Annotated in this window: 13 protein-coding genes; 8 read left to right on the top strand and 5 right to left on the bottom strand. The window is 65.2% G+C overall.

What is annotated here, in order from left to right:
* Positions 1-38 precede the first annotated feature (38 nt).
* Complete coding sequence (locus DM373_RS10705; RefSeq protein WP_110993541.1) at positions 39-563, top strand: L,D-transpeptidase; 525 nt, start codon at positions 39-41, stop codon at positions 561-563.
* Positions 564-585: 22 nt separating this feature from the next.
* Positions 586-1,584: a beta-N-acetylhexosaminidase gene (nagZ, locus tag DM373_RS10700; protein ID WP_208642791.1), complete on the top strand. Its 999-nt coding sequence runs from the start codon at positions 586-588 to the stop codon at positions 1,582-1,584.
* Positions 1,585-1,703: 119 nt separating this feature from the next.
* Here nagZ and DM373_RS10695 read toward each other — a convergent pair whose 3' ends face one another.
* The 3 genes from DM373_RS10695 to mfd are packed head-to-tail and all read right to left on the bottom strand — an operon-like array spanning position 1,704 to position 9,057.
* Positions 1,704-5,036, bottom strand: coding sequence for a DEAD/DEAH box helicase (locus DM373_RS10695; protein ID WP_110993539.1), 3,333 nt, complete (start codon positions 5,034-5,036; stop codon positions 1,704-1,706).
* Between the two features lies 1 nt (position 5,037).
* Positions 5,038-5,598 carry a CsiV family protein gene (locus DM373_RS10690; protein WP_110993538.1) on the bottom strand — a complete coding sequence of 187 codons (561 nt, stop codon included), beginning with the start codon at positions 5,596-5,598 and terminating at the stop codon, positions 5,038-5,040.
* A 9-nt stretch (positions 5,599-5,607) separates the two neighbouring features.
* Positions 5,608-9,057: a transcription-repair coupling factor gene (gene mfd / locus DM373_RS10685; protein WP_110993537.1), complete on the bottom strand. Its 3,450-nt coding sequence runs from the start codon at positions 9,055-9,057 to the stop codon at positions 5,608-5,610.
* Positions 9,058-9,224: 167 nt separating this feature from the next.
* Between mfd and DM373_RS10680 the strand changes: the two genes are divergently transcribed.
* The 3 genes from DM373_RS10680 (at position 9,225) to sthA (ending at position 13,466) form a co-directional block, all read left to right on the top strand.
* Positions 9,225-10,688, top strand: coding sequence for a glyceraldehyde-3-phosphate dehydrogenase (locus DM373_RS10680; RefSeq protein ID WP_110993536.1), 1,464 nt, complete (start codon positions 9,225-9,227; stop codon positions 10,686-10,688).
* Positions 10,689-10,869: 181 nt separating this feature from the next.
* Complete coding sequence (locus DM373_RS10675; RefSeq protein ID WP_110993535.1) at positions 10,870-11,868, top strand: FAD:protein FMN transferase; 999 nt, start codon at positions 10,870-10,872, stop codon at positions 11,866-11,868.
* A 203-nt stretch (positions 11,869-12,071) separates the two neighbouring features.
* Positions 12,072-13,466, top strand: coding sequence for a Si-specific NAD(P)(+) transhydrogenase (gene sthA, locus DM373_RS10670; RefSeq protein WP_110993534.1), 1,395 nt, complete (start codon positions 12,072-12,074; stop codon positions 13,464-13,466).
* 48 nt (positions 13,467-13,514) lie between these two features.
* Here sthA and DM373_RS10665 read toward each other — a convergent pair whose 3' ends face one another.
* Positions 13,515-14,231, bottom strand: coding sequence for a glycerophosphodiester phosphodiesterase (locus DM373_RS10665; RefSeq protein WP_110993533.1), 717 nt, complete (start codon positions 14,229-14,231; stop codon positions 13,515-13,517).
* Positions 14,232-14,262: 31 nt separating this feature from the next.
* Positions 14,263-14,847: a PilZ domain-containing protein gene (locus DM373_RS10660; protein ID WP_110993532.1), complete on the bottom strand. Its 585-nt coding sequence runs from the start codon at positions 14,845-14,847 to the stop codon at positions 14,263-14,265.
* A 93-nt stretch (positions 14,848-14,940) separates the two neighbouring features.
* Here DM373_RS10660 and DM373_RS10655 point away from each other — a divergent pair, with 93 nt between their 5' ends.
* The 3 genes from DM373_RS10655 to DM373_RS10645 all read left to right on the top strand — a co-directional run bounded on the left by DM373_RS10655 (position 14,941) and on the right by DM373_RS10645 (position 18,188).
* A complete protein-coding gene (locus tag DM373_RS10655; RefSeq protein WP_110993531.1) occupies positions 14,941-16,191 on the top strand; it encodes a lipoprotein-releasing ABC transporter permease subunit in 1,251 nt (416 codons plus the stop codon).
* A 7-nt stretch (positions 16,192-16,198) separates the two neighbouring features.
* Entirely contained in the window at positions 16,199-16,882 is a 684-nt protein-coding gene (gene lolD / locus DM373_RS10650; RefSeq protein WP_178125737.1) for a lipoprotein-releasing ABC transporter ATP-binding protein LolD, read from the top strand.
* Positions 16,883-16,943: 61 nt separating this feature from the next.
* Complete coding sequence (locus DM373_RS10645) at positions 16,944-18,188, top strand: lipoprotein-releasing ABC transporter permease subunit (protein ID WP_110993529.1); 1,245 nt, start codon at positions 16,944-16,946, stop codon at positions 18,186-18,188.
* Positions 18,189-18,265: the final 77 nt, after the last annotated feature.

Genomic DNA, 18,265 nt, shown 5'->3' with positions numbered 1-18,265 from the left:
CACTGGGCGGAGCAGGGCGCTTCAGATAAGCTAGCGCCATGCCCGACCTCGATTTCCTGCACATTTCCCTCGCTGATCAATGCCTCTATGGCTTCGCCCATGGCGTGCTGCTGCTGCGCCTGCCGATTTCCACGGCGCTCAATGGCGCGGGAGAGCGCAAAGGCTCTGGGTGCACGCCGCGTGGCCTGCATCAGGTGCGCGCCAGGATCGGCAGCGGCCTGCCAATGGGCGCGGTGCTCAGCAGCCGGCGCTGGACGGGCGAGGTCTGGTCGCCGGCGCTGCAAGCGCAGTTTCCGGATCGCGACTGGATCCTCACGCGCATTCTCTGGCTCAGCGGCTGCGAGCCGGGGTACAACCGGCTGGGTCCGGTCGATACCTTCCAGCGTTACATCTATCTGCATGGCACGCCCGACACTGAACCTATGGGCACTGCGCTGTCCCATGGCTGTGTACGCCTGCGCAACGACGATCTGCTTGCCTTGTTCGATCGCGTACCCGCCCATTGCCCGGTACGGATAGACGAGGCCGCTTGCCCGCATTGGGCCTCCCTGAATCTTCAATGAAGGACTCGCTATGACCGCCAGCCTGCAAGGCTCTCTGATGGTAGATATCGCCGGCAAATGGCTGACCGCCGAAGACCGCCATCTGCTGCGCCAGCCCGAAGTGGCCGGCTTGATCATCTTCGCCCGCAATATCGACAGCCCGCGCCAGGTGCGCGAGCTGTGCGCATCGATCCGCGCCGTGCGCCCCGAGCTCATCCTTGCCGTGGACCAGGAAGGCGGCCGGGTGCAGCGCCTGCGTCAAGGTTTCGTGCGCCTGCCAGCCATGCGCGCGATCGCCGACAACGACAACGCCGAGTACCTGGCCGAGCAATGCGGCTGGTTGATGGCGACCGAGGTACTGGCGGTTGGCCTGGACCTGAGCTTCGCGCCAGTGCTCGACCTCGACCACCAGCGCAGCGCCGTAGTGGGCAGCCGGGCCTTTGAAGGTAACCCCGAGCGTGCCACGCAATTGGCCGGGGCCTTCATCCGTGGCATGAATGCCGCTGGCATGGCTGCCTGCGGCAAGCACTTCCCCGGGCACGGCTGGGCCGAGGCCGACTCCCACGTTGCCATCCCGGTCGATGAGCGCAGCCTGGAGCAACTGCGCGCCGCGGACCTGGTGCCGTTCTGCCGCCTCAGCGGCCAGTTGGCGGCAGTGATGCCGGCCCACGTCATCTACCCGCAGGTCGACAACCAGCCGGCTGGTTTCTCGCGCCGCTGGTTGCAGGACATCCTGCGTGGCGAGATGGGCTTCGATGGGGTGATCTTCAGCGATGACCTGTCGATGGCTGGCGCTCACGTGGTGGGCGATGCCGCCAGCCGCATCGAAGCCGCGTTGAGCGCCGGTTGCGACATGGGCCTGGTGTGCAATGACCGGGCGGCGGCCGAGCTGGCCCTGAGCGCAGCACAGCGCATGAAGGTCAAGCCGTCGCCGCGCATCGCGCGCATGCGCGGGCAGGGCTTCGCATGCACCGATTACCGCCAGCAGCCGCGTTGGCTGGAGGCGCTGGGGGCGTTGAAAGAGGCACAACTGGTCGATTGACCTCACCGGCCTCTTCGCGGGTGAACCCGCTCCCACAGTATTCGTGCCGCCCTTGAGACTGGCACTGTCCCTGTGGGAGCGGGTTTACCCGCGAAGAGACCGGCACAGGGAAACCTGGTTTAACGGCCGCGCTTGCCCGGCAGCGGTGCGAACAGCGCGTCAATCTCCTCATCCCCCAATCGCCACTGCCCGGCCTGGCCACCATCGAGCAGCCCGGCCGCCAGCGCCGCCTTCTCCTGCTGCAGTTGCTGGATCTTCTCTTCAACCGTGCCCCGGGTGATCAGCTTGAACACGAACACCGGTTTGTCCTGGCCGATGCGATAGGCGCGGTCGGTGGCCTGGTTTTCGCTGGCCGGGTTCCACCACGGGTCGTAGTGGATCACGGTGTCGGCCGCGGTCAGGTTCAGGCCGGTGCCGCCGGCCTTGAGGCTGATCAGGAACACCTCGCTGTCGCCGTTCTGGAACTGCTGCACCGGGGCGCGGCGATCACGGGTGTCGCCGGTCAGCAGGCTGTAGCGGATGCCGCGTTTTTCCAGCTCGAACTCGATCAGCGCCAGCATCGAGGTGAACTGCGAGAACAGCAGGACCTTGCGCCCTTCACTGAGCAACTCCTCGAGCATCTCCAGCAGGCTGCCCAGCTTGCCCTTGTCGGCGAAGTTGCCCCTGCTTTCGGTGCCCTGGACCAGGCGCAGGTCGCAGCACACCTGGCGCAGCTTGAGCAGGGCGTCGAGGATGATGATCTGGCTGCGCGCCGCGCCGTTGCGGGCGATCTCGTCGCGGACCTTCTTGTCCATCGCCACCCTTACCGCCTCGTAGGTGTCGCGCTGGGCGTCACTGAGCTCGACCCAGTGGATCATCTCGGTCTTGGCCGGCAGTTCCGTGGCCACTTGTTCCTTGGTGCGGCGCAACAGGAACGGGCGGATGCGGCTGGCCAGATGGGCCATGCGCTCGGTGTCGCCGTGGCGTTCGATCGGGGTGCGATAGTCCTGGGTGAAGCGCTTGCTGTCGCCCAGCCAGCCGGGCATCAGGAAATGGAACAGCGACCACAGCTCACCCAGGTTGTTTTCCATGGGCGTGCCGGTGAGGCACAGCCGCTGGGTGGCCTGCAATTCGCGCACCGCCTGGGCAGCCTTGCTGGTGCTGCTCTTGATGTTCTGCGCCTCGTCCAGTACCAGCAGGTGCCAGGGTTGTGGCTTGAGGTGCTCAAGGTCGCGGGGTACCAGCGCGTAGGTGGTCAGCACCAGGTCGTAGTCGCCCAGTGCGGGGAAATGCTTGTTGCGGCCTGGACCGTGCAGGGCCAGCACACGCAGTTTGGGGGCGAAGCGCTTGGCTTCGTCGAGCCAGTTGGGCACCAGGCTGGTGGGCATCACCGCCAGGGCTGGATGGGTCAGGCGCCCGGCCTCCTTCTCCAGCAACAGGTGGGCAAGCGTTTGCAGGGTTTTGCCCAGGCCCATGTCGTCGCCGAGGATTGCGCCGGTGCCCATCTCGCGCTGGGCTTGCAGCCAGTTCAGGCCTTGCTGTTGATAGGGGCGCAGGGTTGCATTGAGGCCTTTGGGTGCTTGCACCTGCAGGTCGCGGGCATCGCGCAGGCGCCGGCCCAGGTCGCGCACCTGGGCGCCACCTTCCCACAGCAGGGGCAGGTGTTCGATGTCGTTCAGGCGCGCGGCGTCAGCGCGCTCCAGGCGCAGGCTCGGGCCGACGGCGTCTTCGTGCAGGTACAGCTCGCCGAGGGTGCCCATCACCGCCTTGATGCGCCCGTAGGGCAGGGCGACGCGCAGGGCAGGGCTGTCGTGGCGGGCGCGGTTGAGGTCGATCAGCAGGTGTTCGTCGTCGCTGCGCCGTGCCAGCTCGCTGGCGCGCAGCAGTTCCGGGCTGCTGCGCAGCAACTGCAGGACGATGGGCAGCAGGCTGTGGCGCTGGCCCTCGACCACGATACCCAGTTCCAGATCGAACCATTCGTGGCCCGGCGCTTCGTCGATGGTGGCGTACCAGTCGTCGACCTCGTGCAGGTTGAAGGCGAAGTCGCGGTGCACGTCCACTGCCCAGCCGGCTTCGCGCAAGCGCGGCAGGCCCTCGCGGGCAAAGCGCAGCCAGGCTTCGTCATCGGCTAGCTGATACATCTCGCCGGCGCTGTCGGGCAGCGCTTTGCTCTGGCGGGTGGCGGGTTTGAAGCCGGCATCGCGCAACGTATTGCGCAGCGCCTGCTCGGCCTGGGGCTGGCGGCGGATGCGCTGGCTGGTGCTGTCGACCAGGCGGGTCAGCGGCTTGCTGTCGTTGCCACTGGTGCGCAGGCCGTCGTAATCGAACGACAGCGCTGCACGGTGTTGCATCTGCCGCTGCATGCGCCCGGTCTTCGGTGTGTAGGCGCTGTATTCGAGGCTGCCGAGGGTCAGGCGCGCCGTGGGCTGGATGTCTTCTATCTGCTCGCTGCGCACTGTCGTGGGCGTCGGTACCTGGCGATTCAGGGCGTTCAGGCGGTGGCTCAACGGCACGATCAGGTGTTCCGGGACCGTAGGGGCGCTGGCAAGCTGGCTGGCGATGAACGGGTCGAGATCGTGCAGCAGTTTGCCGGTCTGTCCCGTTTGCGGGTCTACGTAGTAGAGCGGTTCGAGCGGCAATGCCAGCCAGTGCGCCTTGTCTTCATGGTGCCACGCGCCGCGGTAGCTGCCATTGTCCAGCCGCACCCAGCGAAAATCGGCATGCAGGTCGGGCCCTGGGGCGAGCGGGGTCTGCTGTTCGCTGTACAGCAGCCGGCCCGTTGCCAGCGCGTACTCGTATAGATCCGCGCCTTTCTTGCCTTCAAGGCGGGCAATGGGCAGGGCGTAATCCTTGCTCATGGCGTCGATCAGGCGCAGTGTGCGCAGGTCTTCGTCAGTCACGTAGCGCGGCGTGTAATAGATCAGCTCCGGCATCGAGCCGGGGCGTGTCAGTTTCAAGCTGCCGTCGGCCTGGCGCGTGCCCTTGAACACGCTGAGCATGCAGCGACCGTGATCGATACCCAGCAGGTAGTACAGCGATGGGCCCTTGCGCTTGGCCGGCTCGCTGGCGGGCGTCGCCGGTACCTCGAGTGCCTCCACCCAGTGCGCAAGCTCGGGCGGCAAGTCCAGGGAGTGTGACGCGGCCGGGAGGTGTTGATCACCTTCGACATGGTCAGCGCCGCGCTCAAGGGCAAACAGTGCAGCTGCACAGTGCTTGCAGTTCTTGCCTACCGGGCATGAACAGGTGCCGTCACACGCCAGGCCGTCCTCGGTCATGTCCAGCGTGATCCGCTGGTAATAGACGCTGCCAGCGGAGCCATGGCATTGGGCGCGGATGGTCATGTCGAGGATCGACACGATCTCGCTTCTGCCCTCTTCGGCATACTTCAGGCCGCGTTGCAGTGCCCCGCGGTCGAACGCGAATGTCCAGCCGTCGTGATTGCGGACGAGGAACTGCGCATCGCTTTCACTCACCTCACTGCTCCATCATCTCCGGGTCCGGCAGCGGCATCTTGCGCATGCCGGCAGGCGATACCTTGATCAGCACGGCCAGGTGACCGCCGTCGAGGAAGGTCAGCTGGCCAGCCTTCATGTTGCTGTTGCTCTGCTTGAGCTGTTCGCTCTGCATCACGCTGCCGTTGCTGTCGAGCTGGTTGACCCAGAAGTTGGCGTCGACGGCGATGAAGCGATCTTCCTTGATGCTCAGGTTGCCTTCGATGGGGAAGTGGCCGAACTGCTCGTCGCCGGCGCCCAGGGCGATGGTCTCGCCGTCCTGCTGCCAGGCTTTGTGCAACAGCACGGTGTAGTCGGCGGTGGCCTGCAGGCGGGTGATTTCGTCACCCAGGCCGGCCGGGCGCTCGGCGCCTTTTTCCAGGCGCGGCGCGCCGGCGCTCCAGTCTTCCGGGGCGAACGGGCTGGTGATCGCCGGCACGGCGTTCTGCCGCACCAGGATCATTTCCACCTGATAGGGGCCGGCGGCGAAGGCGGTCGGGGCGAACAACGCCAGCAGCAGGGTCAGGCAACGAATGGCACGCATGGAGCTTCCTTAGTTTGGCTGTGGGGTCAGGCGCTCGAACAGCGCCTCCAGTGTATTGAAGCGTTCTTCGGGGCGTTCCATCGGCACCATGAAGCGGAACTGGGTTGCACCTTCGAACTTGTAGCGTTTGGGCTGGCCCTGGATCAGCTTGATCAGGGTCAGCGGGTCGACCGGGGTTTGCGCCTCGAACTCGAGCTTGCCGCCATTGGGGCCGGCATCGACTTTCTTGATGCCGAGCTTTTCCGCCTGCAACTTGAGCAGGGTGAGGCGCATCAGGTTCTTGCTCGGCTCGGGCAGCAGGCCGAAGCGGTCGATCATCTCGACCTGCAGGTCCTTGAGGCCTTCCTCGTCCGCCGCCGAGGCGATGCGTTTGTAGAGGATCAGGCGCGCATGCACATCCGGCAGGTAATCCTCGGGGATCAGCGCCGGCAGGCGCAGGTTGATCTCCGGGCCGCCGCCAAGCGGTTGCTCGAGGTTCGGCTGGTTGCCCTTGCGGATGGCCTTGACCGCGCGCTCGAGCATTTCCATGTACAGGGTGAAGCCGACCGCCTGGATCTGCCCGCTCTGGCCGTCGCCGAGCAGCTCGCCGGCGCCGCGGATTTCCAGGTCGTTGGTGGCCAGGACGAAGCCGGCACCCAGGTCCTGGGTGTTGGCGATGGCTTCCAGGCGCTTTTCGGCATCGGCGCTGATCTGCTGGCGCGGTGGCGTGAGCAGGTAGGCGTAGGCCTGGTGGTGGCTGCGCCCGACCCGGCCGCGCAACTGGTGCAGCTGCGCCAGGCCGAACTTGTCGGCGCGCTCGATGACGATGGTGTTGGCGCTGGGCACGTCGATGCCGGTCTCGATGATGGTCGAGGCGATCAGCACGTTGAAACGCTTGTGGTAGAAGTCGCTCATCACCTGTTCGAGTTCGCGCTCGCGCATCTGCCCGTGGCCGATGCCGATGCGTGCTTCCGGTACCAGCTCGGCCAGTTCGGCGGCGCATTTTTCGATGGTCTTCACGTCGTTGTGCAGGTAGTACACCTGGCCGCCGCGCAGCAGTTCACGCAGCAGCGCTTCCTTGACCGTGCTCTTGTTCTGCTCCATGACGAAAGTGCGCACCGACAGGCGTCGCGCCGGCGGGGTGGCGATGATCGACAGGTCGCGCATGCCCGACACCGCCATGTTCAGCGTGCGCGGGATCGGCGTGGCGGTCAGGGTGAGGATGTCCACTTCGCTGCGCAGGGCCTTGAGCTGCTCTTTCTGGCGCACGCCGAAACGGTGTTCCTCGTCGATGATCGCCAGGCCCAGGTCCTTGAAGCGCACGTCGTCCTGCAGCAGCTTGTGGGTGCCGATGAGGATGTCGATCTTGCCTTCGGCGAGTTCGGCGGCGGCGGCGCTGACTTCCTTGGCCGACTTGAAGCGGCTCATCACCTCGACTGTCACCGGCCAGTCGGCGAAGCGGTCGCGGAAGCTGTTGTAGTGCTGCTGGGCGAGCAGGGTGGTCGGCACCAGCACCGCCACCTGACGGCCGCTGTGCACGGCGATGAAGGCGGCGCGCATGGCCACCTCGGTCTTGCCGAAGCCGACGTCGCCGCACACCAGGCGGTCCATGGGCTTGGCGGCGAGCATGTCCTCGCGCACGGCCTCGATGGCGTTCTGCTGGTCGGGGGTTTCCTCGAACGGGAAGCCGGCGCTGAAGGTGGCGTAGTCGGCGGCCGGGTCGGCGAAGGCGTAGCCTTTGCGCGCGGCACGGCGGGCATAGATGTCGAGCAGCTCGGCGGCGACGTCGCGCACCTGTTCGGCGGCCTTGCGCTTGGCCTTCTGCCAGGCTTCCGAACCCAGCCGGTGCAGCGGCGCCAGGGCGTCGTCGCTGCCGGTGTAGCGGGCGATCAGGTGCAGGTTGGCCACCGGCACGTAGAGCTTGGCGCCCTCGGCGTATTCCAGGGTGAGGAACTCGGCGGCCTGGCTGTCGATTTCCAGCGTGGCCAGGCCCAGGTAGCGGCCTACGCCATGGTCGATGTGCACCACCGGCGCGCCTTCGCGCAGCTCGGTAAGGTTCTTGATCACCGCGTCGTTGGCCGCCTCGCCGCGTTTGTCGCGGCGCCGGCGCTGCATCACGCGCTGGCCGAACAAGGGGCTCTCGGCCACCAGGGCAATGGCTGGGTCGTCCAGCAGCAGGCCGTCGTCAAGCGGGGCGATGGTGATCGCCAGGCGCTCGCTGCCGGTGATGAAGTCGGCCCAGCCCTCGACGGTCTGCGGGCGCAGCTTCAGGCGTTCGAGCAGTTCCAGCAGCACTTCGCGCCGGCCGGCGGACTCGGCGGTGAACAGCACCCGGCCTGGGAACTGCTCGAGGAAGTTCGACAGCGCCGCCAGCGGCTGGTTGGCCTTGGCCTCGATGGCCAGGTTGGGTAGCGCACGCGCCGGGAAACGCTCACGACCAGCGCCGGGCTCGAGGTCATCGGTGCTGACTACCACGCGGGGCCACTGCTTGAGCTTGGCGAAGCAGTCCTCGACCGGCATGAACAGCTCGGCCGGCGGCAGCAGCGGGCGGCTGAGGTCGCCGCGGCGCTCTTCGTAGCGCCCGCGCACGTCGTTCCAGAAGTGCTCGGCGGCCTGCTCCACGCCCGGCAGGGAGAACACCTGGGTGTCGGCCGGCAGGTAGTCGAACAGGGTCGAGGTTTCTTCGAAGAACAGCGGCAGGTAGTACTCGATGCCGGCCGGGATGATGCCGCTGGTCAGGTCCTGGAAGATCGCGCTGCGCCGGAAGTCCACATCGAAGCGCTCACGGAAGCGGGCCTTGAAGCGGGTCACCTCGTCCTTGTGCATGGGGAACTCGCGGGCCGGCAGCAGGCGTACCGAGTCGACCTTGTCGATCGAGCGCTGGGTCTCCGGGTCGAAGGTGCGCAGTGTCTCGATCTCGTCGTCGAACAGGTCGATGCGGTACGGCTGTTTGCTGCCCATGGGGAACAGGTCGATCAGCGCCCCGCGCACGGCGAACTCGCCATGCTCGTACACCGTGTCGACGCAGCGGTAGCCGCTGGCCTCGAGGCGCGTGCGCATCTGCTCGACGTCGATCTTCTGGCCCACGTCCAGCACCAGGCTGCTGCCCAGCAGGAAGCGCGTGGGGGCCAGGCGGTGCAGGGCGGTGGTCACCGGCACCACCAGGATGCCGTGGTCCAGCTCCGGCAGCCGGTACAGGCTGGCGATGCGCTGCGAGATGATGTCCTGGTGCGGCGAGAACAGGTCGTAGGGCAGCGTTTCCCAGTCGGGGAAGGGCAGCACCGGCAGGTCCGGGGCAAAGAAGCGCAGCTCCTGCTCCAGGCGATCGGCGGCCTGGCTGTCGGCGGTCAGCAGCAAGGTGAAGCGGCCGGCACTGCTGGCGGCTTCGGCGATGGCCAGGCTCAAGGCGGCACCGGGCAGGTTGCCCCAGGTATGTTTGCCGGCCGTGGCCGACATTTGCGGTAGGCGCAGAACTGACACGGGAGATCGGACTCCAAGCGTTGCGGCAAAGAGGTCGATTGTACCGGTGAGCGGGCGCGCTGTCAGGCTCGAAAGGGCGTGGCGACGGGGCTTGTGGCCGGCGACAGGCGCTCATTGCCCGATACGCCGCGGGGCGTCATAATGTAGCCCCTTTTTTGTTCCCCTACATGTGGAAGGTTACCGTGACTCAGAAGCCCGACCAGTGTCTTGGTGAGTGGATCGATCGTGAAGCCCTGGCTGAAGCGATGATCCCGCTTATCGGTCAGCTCTACCGCAACAACAATGTGGTGAGCTCGATCTATGGCCGCAGCCTGATCAACCGTTCGGTTATCTCGATTCTCAAGGCCCACCGCTTTGCGCGTCACCGTCAGACCGACGAAACCGAACTGTCCGTCCACGAGACATTCCCCCTGCTCAAGGCCATGAGCGAGCTGAAACTGGGCGCCGCTTCGGTTGACCTGGGCAAGCTGGCCAACAAGTTCAAGCAGGAAGGCAATGGCCGCACTGCCGAGCAGTTCGTGCGTGAAGAATTGGCCGATGTGGTCGGTCAGCAGAACGCCTCCGCACGCAAGGGCACCGACGTCGTGCTGTACGGCTTCGGCCGTATCGGCCGCCTGCTGGCGCGCATCCTGATCGAGAAGACCGGTGGCGGCGACGGCCTGCGCCTGCGCGCCATCGTCGTGCGCAAGGGCGCCGAAAACGACCTGGTCAAGCGCGCCAGCCTGCTGCGCCGTGACTCGGTGCACGGCCCGTTCGATGGCACCATCACCATCGACGAAGCCAACAACACCATCACCGCCAACGGCAACCTGATCCAGGTGATCTACGCCAAGAGCCCGAGCGAAGTCGACTACACCCAGTACGGCATCAAGGATGCACTGATCGTCGACAACACCGGCGTATGGCGTGACGCCGACGGCCTGGGCCAGCACCTGGCCTGCCCGGGCGCTGCCCGCGTGATCCTCACCGCACCGGGCAAGGGCGCGCTGAAGAACATCGTGCACGGCATCAACCATGGCGACATCAGCGCCGATGACAAGATCATCTCCGCTGCTTCCTGCACCACCAACGCCATCGTGCCGGTGCTCAAGGCCATCAACGACCAGTACGGCATCGTCAACGGCCACGTCGAAACCGTTCACTCGTTCACCAACGACCAGAACCTGATCGACAACTTCCACAAGGGCAGCCGCCGTGGCCGTGCCGCGCCGCTGAACATGGTCATCACCGAAACCGGTGCTGCCACCGCTGCCGCCAAGGCACTGCCAGTGCTCAAGGGCAAGCTGACCGGCAACGCGATCCGCGTGCCGACGCCGAACGTGTCGATGGCCATCCTCAACCTGAACCTTGAGAAGGCCACCAACCGCGAGGAGCTCAACGAGTACCTGCGCCAGACCGCCATGCACTCCGAACTGCACAAGCAGATCGACTACGTGAGCTCCCAGGAAGTGGTTTCCACCGACTTCGTCGGTTCGCGCCACGCCGGTGTGGTCGACGCTGAAGCGACCATCTGCAGCGACAACCGCGTTGTCCTGTACGTCTGGTACGACAACGAGTTCGGCTACAGCTGCCAGGTGGTTCGTGTGATGGAAGACATGGCCGGTGTGAACCCGCCAGCGTTTCCACGCTGATCCGCTTGTAATGCGTTGAAAAAACGGGAACCTTCGGGTTCCCGTTTTTTTTCGCCTGGCATTGGTGTTTTTGTAATGGCCTTATCGCGGGGCAAGCCCGCTCCCACGAGGTGTCCCGCGATCGGCGTGGGAGCGGGCTTGCCCCGCGATGAGGTCGGCCCTGACTATCGAGACATTCAATTTGCGCATCGTGCTTCTGTTCATCCTGCTGTTGCTGTCAGCCTGTGACCCGTCGCCCACCCTCGAACGCTTCGGCGGCCCGACCATGGGCAGCAGCTACAGCATCCAGTACGTGCGCCAGGCCGGCGGCCCGGCACCGGAGCAGGTGCAGGCGGCCGTCGAAAGCATCCTGCAGGCCATCGACGCGCATTACTCCACCTACCGCGGTGACTCCACCGTCAGCCGCTTCAACCAGTTGCCGGCCAACCAGTGCCTGCCCGTCGATGCCGACATGCTCGAACTGGTCACCTTCGCCCAGCGCCTGGCCGAGCAGAGCCAAGGCGCCTACGACCTCACCGTCGAGCCGCTGCTGGACCTCTGGGGCTTTGGCCCGCAGGCCCGCGCGCTGCACGTGCCGGATGCGCAGGCGCAGGCCCTGGCACGCCAGCGGGTTGGCTACCGCCACTTGCGCATCGAGGGCGAAAACCTGTGCAAGGACGCGCCGATCGAACTGGATTTCAACAGCATCGCCGCCGGCCATGCGGTCGACCTGATCGCTGCGCACCTGCAAAGGATGGGCATCGACAGCTTCCTCGCCGAGGCCACCGGCGAGCTCAAGGCCGTAGGTCGCAAGCCCGATGGCAGCCCCTGGCGGGTGGCCCTGGAGCTGCCCCGCGAAGATCGCCAGGTCGCCCGCCAGGTCATTGCCGTGCAAGGGCTGGCGGTGTCGACCTCGGGTGACTATCGGCAGTATTTCGAGGACAATGGCCGGCGCTATTCGCACACCTTCGATGCCCGCCTCGGGCGCCCGGTCGAACATGACCTGGCGTCGGTGACCGTGCTCGACGCCTCGGCCTTGCTGGCCGACGGCTACTCGACCCTGTTGTTGATCCTGGGGCCGCAGCAGGGCTGGGACTTCGCCATCGCCCAAGGCATCGCCGCGGTGCTGGTGACTCGGGCCGAAGGTGGTTTCGTCTCCCGTTCCACCCCGGCGTTCGAGCGGGCGCTGAAAGGCGAGTGAAAGGCAAGCCACGGATGATCGCCACCATGGATTCGGTGAAACCACATGTAGTGCAGGCAAAAGTGGCCTACGACGCGACCAAGGGTTAATGTGCGCGGCGTTCACGCTTGATTAGACTGCACCCGAATTTTCTCATGGCGCTAAGGCGACATGATCGCGCCCCGCGGCCAACCGGCCGGCGGGCCAGTTCTGAAGGAGTACGCATGGCTGTCTACAACTACGACGTAGTGGTGCTGGGTTCCGGCCCGGCCGGAGAAGGCGCGGCAATGAACGCCGCCAAAGCAGGGCGCAAGGTGGCCATGGTCGACAGCCGTCGCCAGGTCGGCGGCAACTGCACCCACCTGGGCACCATCCCGTCCAAGGCGCTGCGTCACTCCGTGCGGCAGATCATGCAGTTCAACACCAACCCGATGTTCCGCGCCATCGGCGAACCGCGCTGGTTCTCGTTCCCCGACGTGCTCAAGAGCGCCGAGAAGGTGATCAGCAAGCAGGTCGCCTCGCGTACCGGCTACTACGCCCGTAACCGCGTCGACGTGTTCACCGGCACCGGCAGCTTCGCCGACGAGCAGACCGTCGAAGTGGTCTGCCCCAACGGCGTGGTCGAGAAGCTCAACGCCAAGCAGATCATCATTGCCACCGGCTCGCGCCCGTACCGCCCGGCCGACATCGACTTCCACCACCCGCGCGTCTACGACAGCGACACCATCCTCAGCCTCAGCCACACCCCGCGCAAGCTGATCGTCTATGGTGCCGGGGTGATCGGTTGCGAATACGCCTCGATCTTCAGCGGCCTGGGCGTGCTGGTGGAGCTGGTCGACAACCGTGGCCAACTGCTGAGCTTCCTCGACTCGGAGATCTCCCAGGCGCTGAGCTATCACTTCAGCAACAACAACATCACCGTACGCCACAACGAGGAGTACGACCGGGTTGAAGGGCTGGACAACGGGGTGATCCTGCACCTGAAGTCGGGCAAGAAGATCAAGGCCGACGCCTTGCTGTGGTGCAACGGCCGTACCGGCAACACCGACAAGTTGGGCCTGGAAAACATCGGTATCAAGGTCAACAGCCGTGGCCAGATCGAAGTCGACAAGAGCTACCGCACCAGCGTGCCGAACATCTACGGCGCCGGTGACGTGATCGGCTGGCCGAGCCTGGCCAGTGCCGCCCACGACCAGGGCCGCTCCGCCGCTGGCAGCATCGTCGACAACGGCAGCTGGCGCTTCGTCGATGACGTGCCCACCGGCATCTACACCATTCCGGAGATCAGCTCGATCGGCAAGAACGAGCAGGAACTGACCCAGGCCAAGGTGCCGTACGAAGTGGGCAAGGCCTTCTTCAAGAGCATGGCCCGCGCGCAAATCGCCGGTGAGCCGCAAGGCATGCTGAAGATCCTGTTCCACCGCGAAACCCTGGAGATCCTCGGCGTGCACTGCTTCGGCTACCAGGCCTCGGAGATCGTCCACATCGGCCAGGCGATCATGAACCAGCCGGGTGAGCAGAACAATCTGAAGTACTTCGTCAACACCACCTTCAACTACCCGACCATGGCCGAAGCCTATCGGGTAGCTGCCTACGACGGTCTGAACCGGCTTTTTTGAGCGGCTCCGGCCGGTGGCCTGAGCCGGTCGGGGAGACCGATTTCAGCCCTACCCGAGGGTGGTCTTGGCCAAACCGGGAAAGTCTGTAATCAGGCTGTCCACGCCAAAATCAGCGAGCCGGCGCATCAGTGCCGGTTCGTTGACCGTCCACACCGACACGTGCAAGCCCTGGCGCTGTGCCTTGATCAGGCGCTCGGGGGTGCACAGCGTCCAGTTCAACGCCAGCATCTCGCAACCGTAGTTCTGTGCGACCTTCAATGGGTCGAGCCAGGCGTATTCGGCCACCAGGCCGCGCTTCACGTCGGGCACCAGTTCCTGGGCGGCGCCCAGCACTTCCCGTGAGCTCGAGGTGATGGTGACCTTGTCCAGCAGACCGTACTGCTGGGCCAGTTCGCGAATCGCCAGCACGGTGGTGGCGGCGCGGGTGCGCGAGGCGCTTTTCACTTCAAGTTGCCAATGCTCGAACGGGCATTTCTCGAACAGCTCTTCCAGGCGCGGGATGGTGCAAGGCTGCACGTGGCCCGGGCCGCCCTGGCGCGCGTCGTAGGTGACCAGGTCGGCTGCCGGGTGCTCGACCACCTTGCCGCGCCGGCCGGTGGTGCGCTTGAGCGTAGGGTCGTGGATCACCATCAGTTCGTTGTCGGCCGACAGGTGCAAGTCGAGTTCACAGCGGTTCACGCCGTGGGACAGGCATTGGCGGAAGCTGGTCAGGGTGTTCTCGGGGGCTTCGCCCTTGGCGCCGCGATGGCCATAGATCAGGGTCACGTTCGTTCCTTCAAATCAGAGAAAAAATGGCTCAGGAGGCGGGGTTGTTCTGTTCCAGTGCCTGGCGCCGCTGCTGTTGCTGGCGCTGCAGGATGTAGCGCGCCAGCAGCTGGCGCTGGGCGTCGGTCATGTCGATGAACTCGGTGCCTACCTCGAAGCTGCCATCGGGGCGCGGGTCGCAATGGGTGACGCGGCCGCGCAGCAGCAAGCCATGGGCGCGGGGCATCAGGACCATCTTCACTTTCACCCGGGTGCCGGCGCTGATCGGTTGCCGCTGGGTGAACTCGATGCCGCCTTCGGAAATGATCACCGGCTGCGGTTGGCCGACTTCGCCGAGCAGGGTTTGCGCGACCACGGCGCTGAGCAGGTCGAGGCGTTTGTTCTGGGCGCGCAGGAAGGCGGCGAGGGTGCGGTCCTTCTCACTCAGCTGACGCAGCAGGTGTTGCGACTCGAAGTCGGACAAGTGCAGTTCGCTGAGCAGGTTGAACAGCTCTGAATCATCCTGCAACAGTTCTGTCTCAAGGGCTTCGGCCGCGCTGAGTGGGCTGATTTGAAGTGCGATCCGATCTTCGATGCGGTAGTATTCGCGGCGATCTTCTTCGTCTAATGTCGTCATGGCGAACCCAAGGTTACGGCGGTGGTCCGAGTGTAAAGCCGCCGTAGGCGCATCGCCACAAGGACGTTCCCTTTCATCCGAACAAGCCCCGACATGTTCAGACCTCTTTTCGTATTCATTGGTACGCGTTACACCCGTGCCAAACGTCGCAATCACTTTGTCTCGTTCATTTCACTCACTTCGATGATCGGCCTCGCCCTGGGCGTGGTGGTGATGATCGTGGTGTTGTCGGTCATGAACGGCTTCGATCACGAGATGCGTACCCGCGTGCTGGGGATGATCCCCCATGCCACGCTGGAGACCGGTCAGCCGATTGACGACTGGCAGGGCCTTGCCTCCAAAGTAAAGCAGAATCCGCAGGTGTTGGCGGTTGCGCCTTTCACCCAGATGCAGGGCCTGCTGACGCACGAAGGCAAGGTGCAGAAAGTGCTGCTCAATGGCGTGGACCCGGCGCGCGAGCGTGAAGTGTCGATCATCGACAAGTTCGTGCTCGATGGCAGCCTCGACAAGCTGGCACCGGGCGAGTGGGGCATCATGATCGGCGACAAGGCCGCGCAGAAGCTTGGCGTCGGCATCGGCGACAAGCTGACCTTTGTCGCCCCCGAAGTCAGCGTCACGCCGGCGGGCATGTTCCCGCGCATGAAGCGCTTCACCGTGGTCGGCATCTTCCATGTCGGCGCCGGCGAGATCGACGGTTACCTCGGCCTCACCAACATTGCCGACCTGTCGCGCCTGCACCGCTGGAAATCCGACCAGGTCCAGGGTATCCGCCTCAAGTTCGACGACCTGTTCCAGGCCCCGCGTGCCGCCTGGGCCATCGCCCAGCAGCTGGGCGAGCAGGAGTTCTATCCGCGTGACTGGACCCGCACCCACGGCAACCTCTACCAGGCCATCCGCATGGAGAAATCCATGATCGGCCTGTTGCTGCTGCTGATCGTGGCGGTGGCGGCGTTCAACATCATTTCCACCCTGGTGATGGTGGTCAACGACAAGCGCGGCGACATCGCCATCCTGCGTACCCTGGGCGCAACGCCGGGCCAGATCATGGCCATCTTCATGGTCCAGGGCACGGTGATCGGCGTGGTCGGCACCCTGATCGGCGCGGTCGTCGGCATCCTCGGCGCACTCAACGTCAGTGCGGCGATCGCCGGCATCGAGACGCTGATCGGGCACAAGTTCCTCAACGCCGACGTGTACTTCATCGATTACCTGCCCTCGCAGCTCCAGGCACAGGATGTGTGGATGGTCTGCGGTGCGGCATTGGTCCTGAGTTTCTTCGCCACCCTGTACCCGGCCTGGCGTGCCTCGCGCACCCAGCCTGCAGAGGCGCTACGTTATGAGTGAGTCGCGCATGAGTGATAAAGCCGTGTTGAGTTGCCGCAACCTGGGCAAGAGCTACGACGAGGGCCCGGAGTCGGTCCAGGTGCTGTCCGGCTTGAACCTTGAGCTGCACCCGGGTGAGCGGGTGGCCATCGTCGGCAGTTCGGGTTCGGGCAAGAGTACCTTGCTCAACCTGCTGGGCGGCCTCGACACGCCAACCCAGGGCAGTGTCTGGCTGGCCGGTGAAGAGCTCTCGGCGCTCGGTGAGCGTGCCCGTGGGCTGCTGCGCAACCGCGCGCTGGGCTTCGTCTACCAGTTCCACCACCTGCTGGCAGAGTTCACCGCGCTGGAGAACGCCTGCATGCCGCTGCTGATCGGCAAGACGCCGATCGCCGAGGCCCGCGAGCGCGCTGAAGCGCTGCTCAAGCGCGTCGGCCTGGGCCATCGTCTGAATCACAAGCCGGCCGAGTTGTCCGGCGGTGAGCGCCAGCGCGTGGCGATCGCCCGCGCCCTGGTCAACCGCCCGGGCCTGGTGATGCTCGACGAGCCGACCGGCAACCTCGACCACCACACGGCCCTGGGTATCCAGGAACTGATGCGCGAGCTGTCCACTCAATCGCAGACCGCGTTCCTGGTGGTGACCCACGACCTCAACCTGGCGCGCCAGATGGACCGCGTGCTGAGCCTGGAAGACGGGCGCCTGGTGGCGATCTGAATCGCCTGCGCGGGGCGCCCTGAGGCGCCCCGGTTCACACTTATATTGGGTATCCCGGTTCATGTTCAGACCCTTGTCCTTGTTCATCGGTGCTCGCTACACCCGTGCCAAGCGTCGCAACCACTTCATCTCGTTCATCTCCATGACCTCGATGATCGGGCTGTCGCTTGGCGTGCTGGCAATGATCACGGTGTTGTCGGTGATGAACGGCTTCCAGCGCGAGATGAGCTCGCGCGTGCTCGGCCTGGTGCCGCATGCCGCCATCCTTGGCGTGCAGCCGCTGGATGACTGGCGCAAGGTCGCCGGCACTGCCGAAGGCAACCCGGCGGTGATGGCCGCGGCGCCTATCACCGAAATGGAAGGCATGCTGTCGTACCGGGGGGCGATGCAGCCGATCCAGGTCGCCGGTATCGACCCGGCCGAGGAAGCCAAGGTCTCCATCGTCACCCAGCACATCGTCCAAGGCAGCCTGCAGGCGCTGCAGCCGGGTGACTACGGGGTGGTCATCGGCGAGCTGACGGCTCGGCGCTTTCGCCTGAACACCGGTGACAAGCTGACCTTGATCGTCCCCGAAGTCAGCAAGGAGCCGGGTGGCATCACCCCGCGCATGCAGCGCCTGACCGTGGTCGGTATCTTCAAGGTGGGCGCCGAACTGGATGGCTCCCAGGCCTACATCCACATCGCCGATGCCGGCGAGATGCAGCGCTGGGCCCCTGGCCAGGTGCAGGGCGTGCGCCTCAAGCTGCATGACCTGTATGCCGCGCCGCAGGTGTCCAAGGCCATTGCCGCAGGCCTGGGTGATGGCTACCGCGCCGATGACTGGTCGCACACCCAGGGCAGCCTGTTCAGCGCCATGAAGATGGAAAAGACCATGATCGGCCTGCTGCTGATGATGATCATCGCGGTGGCGGCGTTCAACATCATCGCCACCCTGGTGATGGTGGTGAACGACAAGGGCGCGGACATCGCCATCCTGCGCACCATCGGCGCCACCCCGGCGCAGATCATGGGCACCTTCATGGTCCAGGGCAGCCTGATCGGCATCGTCGGCACCCTGCTCGGCGGTGTGCTCGGGGTGGCCCTGGCGTTGAACGTCAGCGCGGTGGTCGGTTGGCTGGAGCGGGTCAGCGGCCAGCACATCTTCACGTCCGACATCTACTTCATCAGCAGCCTGCCGTCCGAGCTGCAGTGGGGCGACGTGGCGCTGATCTGCACGGCGGGCCTGGTGATGAGCTTCCTGGCGACGATCTACCCGGCGTATCGCGCCTCGCAGATCGAGCCGGCGATGGCGTTGCGCTACGAGTAAGGCTTCAGATTTTCATCGCGGGGCAGTTCGCGGTGGCGACGCGCCGCCCCCACGCCATCGATTGGTATCGAATTTCG

Origin of the sequence: Pseudomonas sichuanensis (assembly GCF_003231305.1) — a bacterium.
Lineage (GTDB): Bacteria > Pseudomonadota > Gammaproteobacteria > Pseudomonadales > Pseudomonadaceae > Aquipseudomonas > Aquipseudomonas sichuanensis.
Note: the sequence above shows the minus strand (reverse complement) of the source record. Positions and strands in the feature narration are given on the sequence as shown.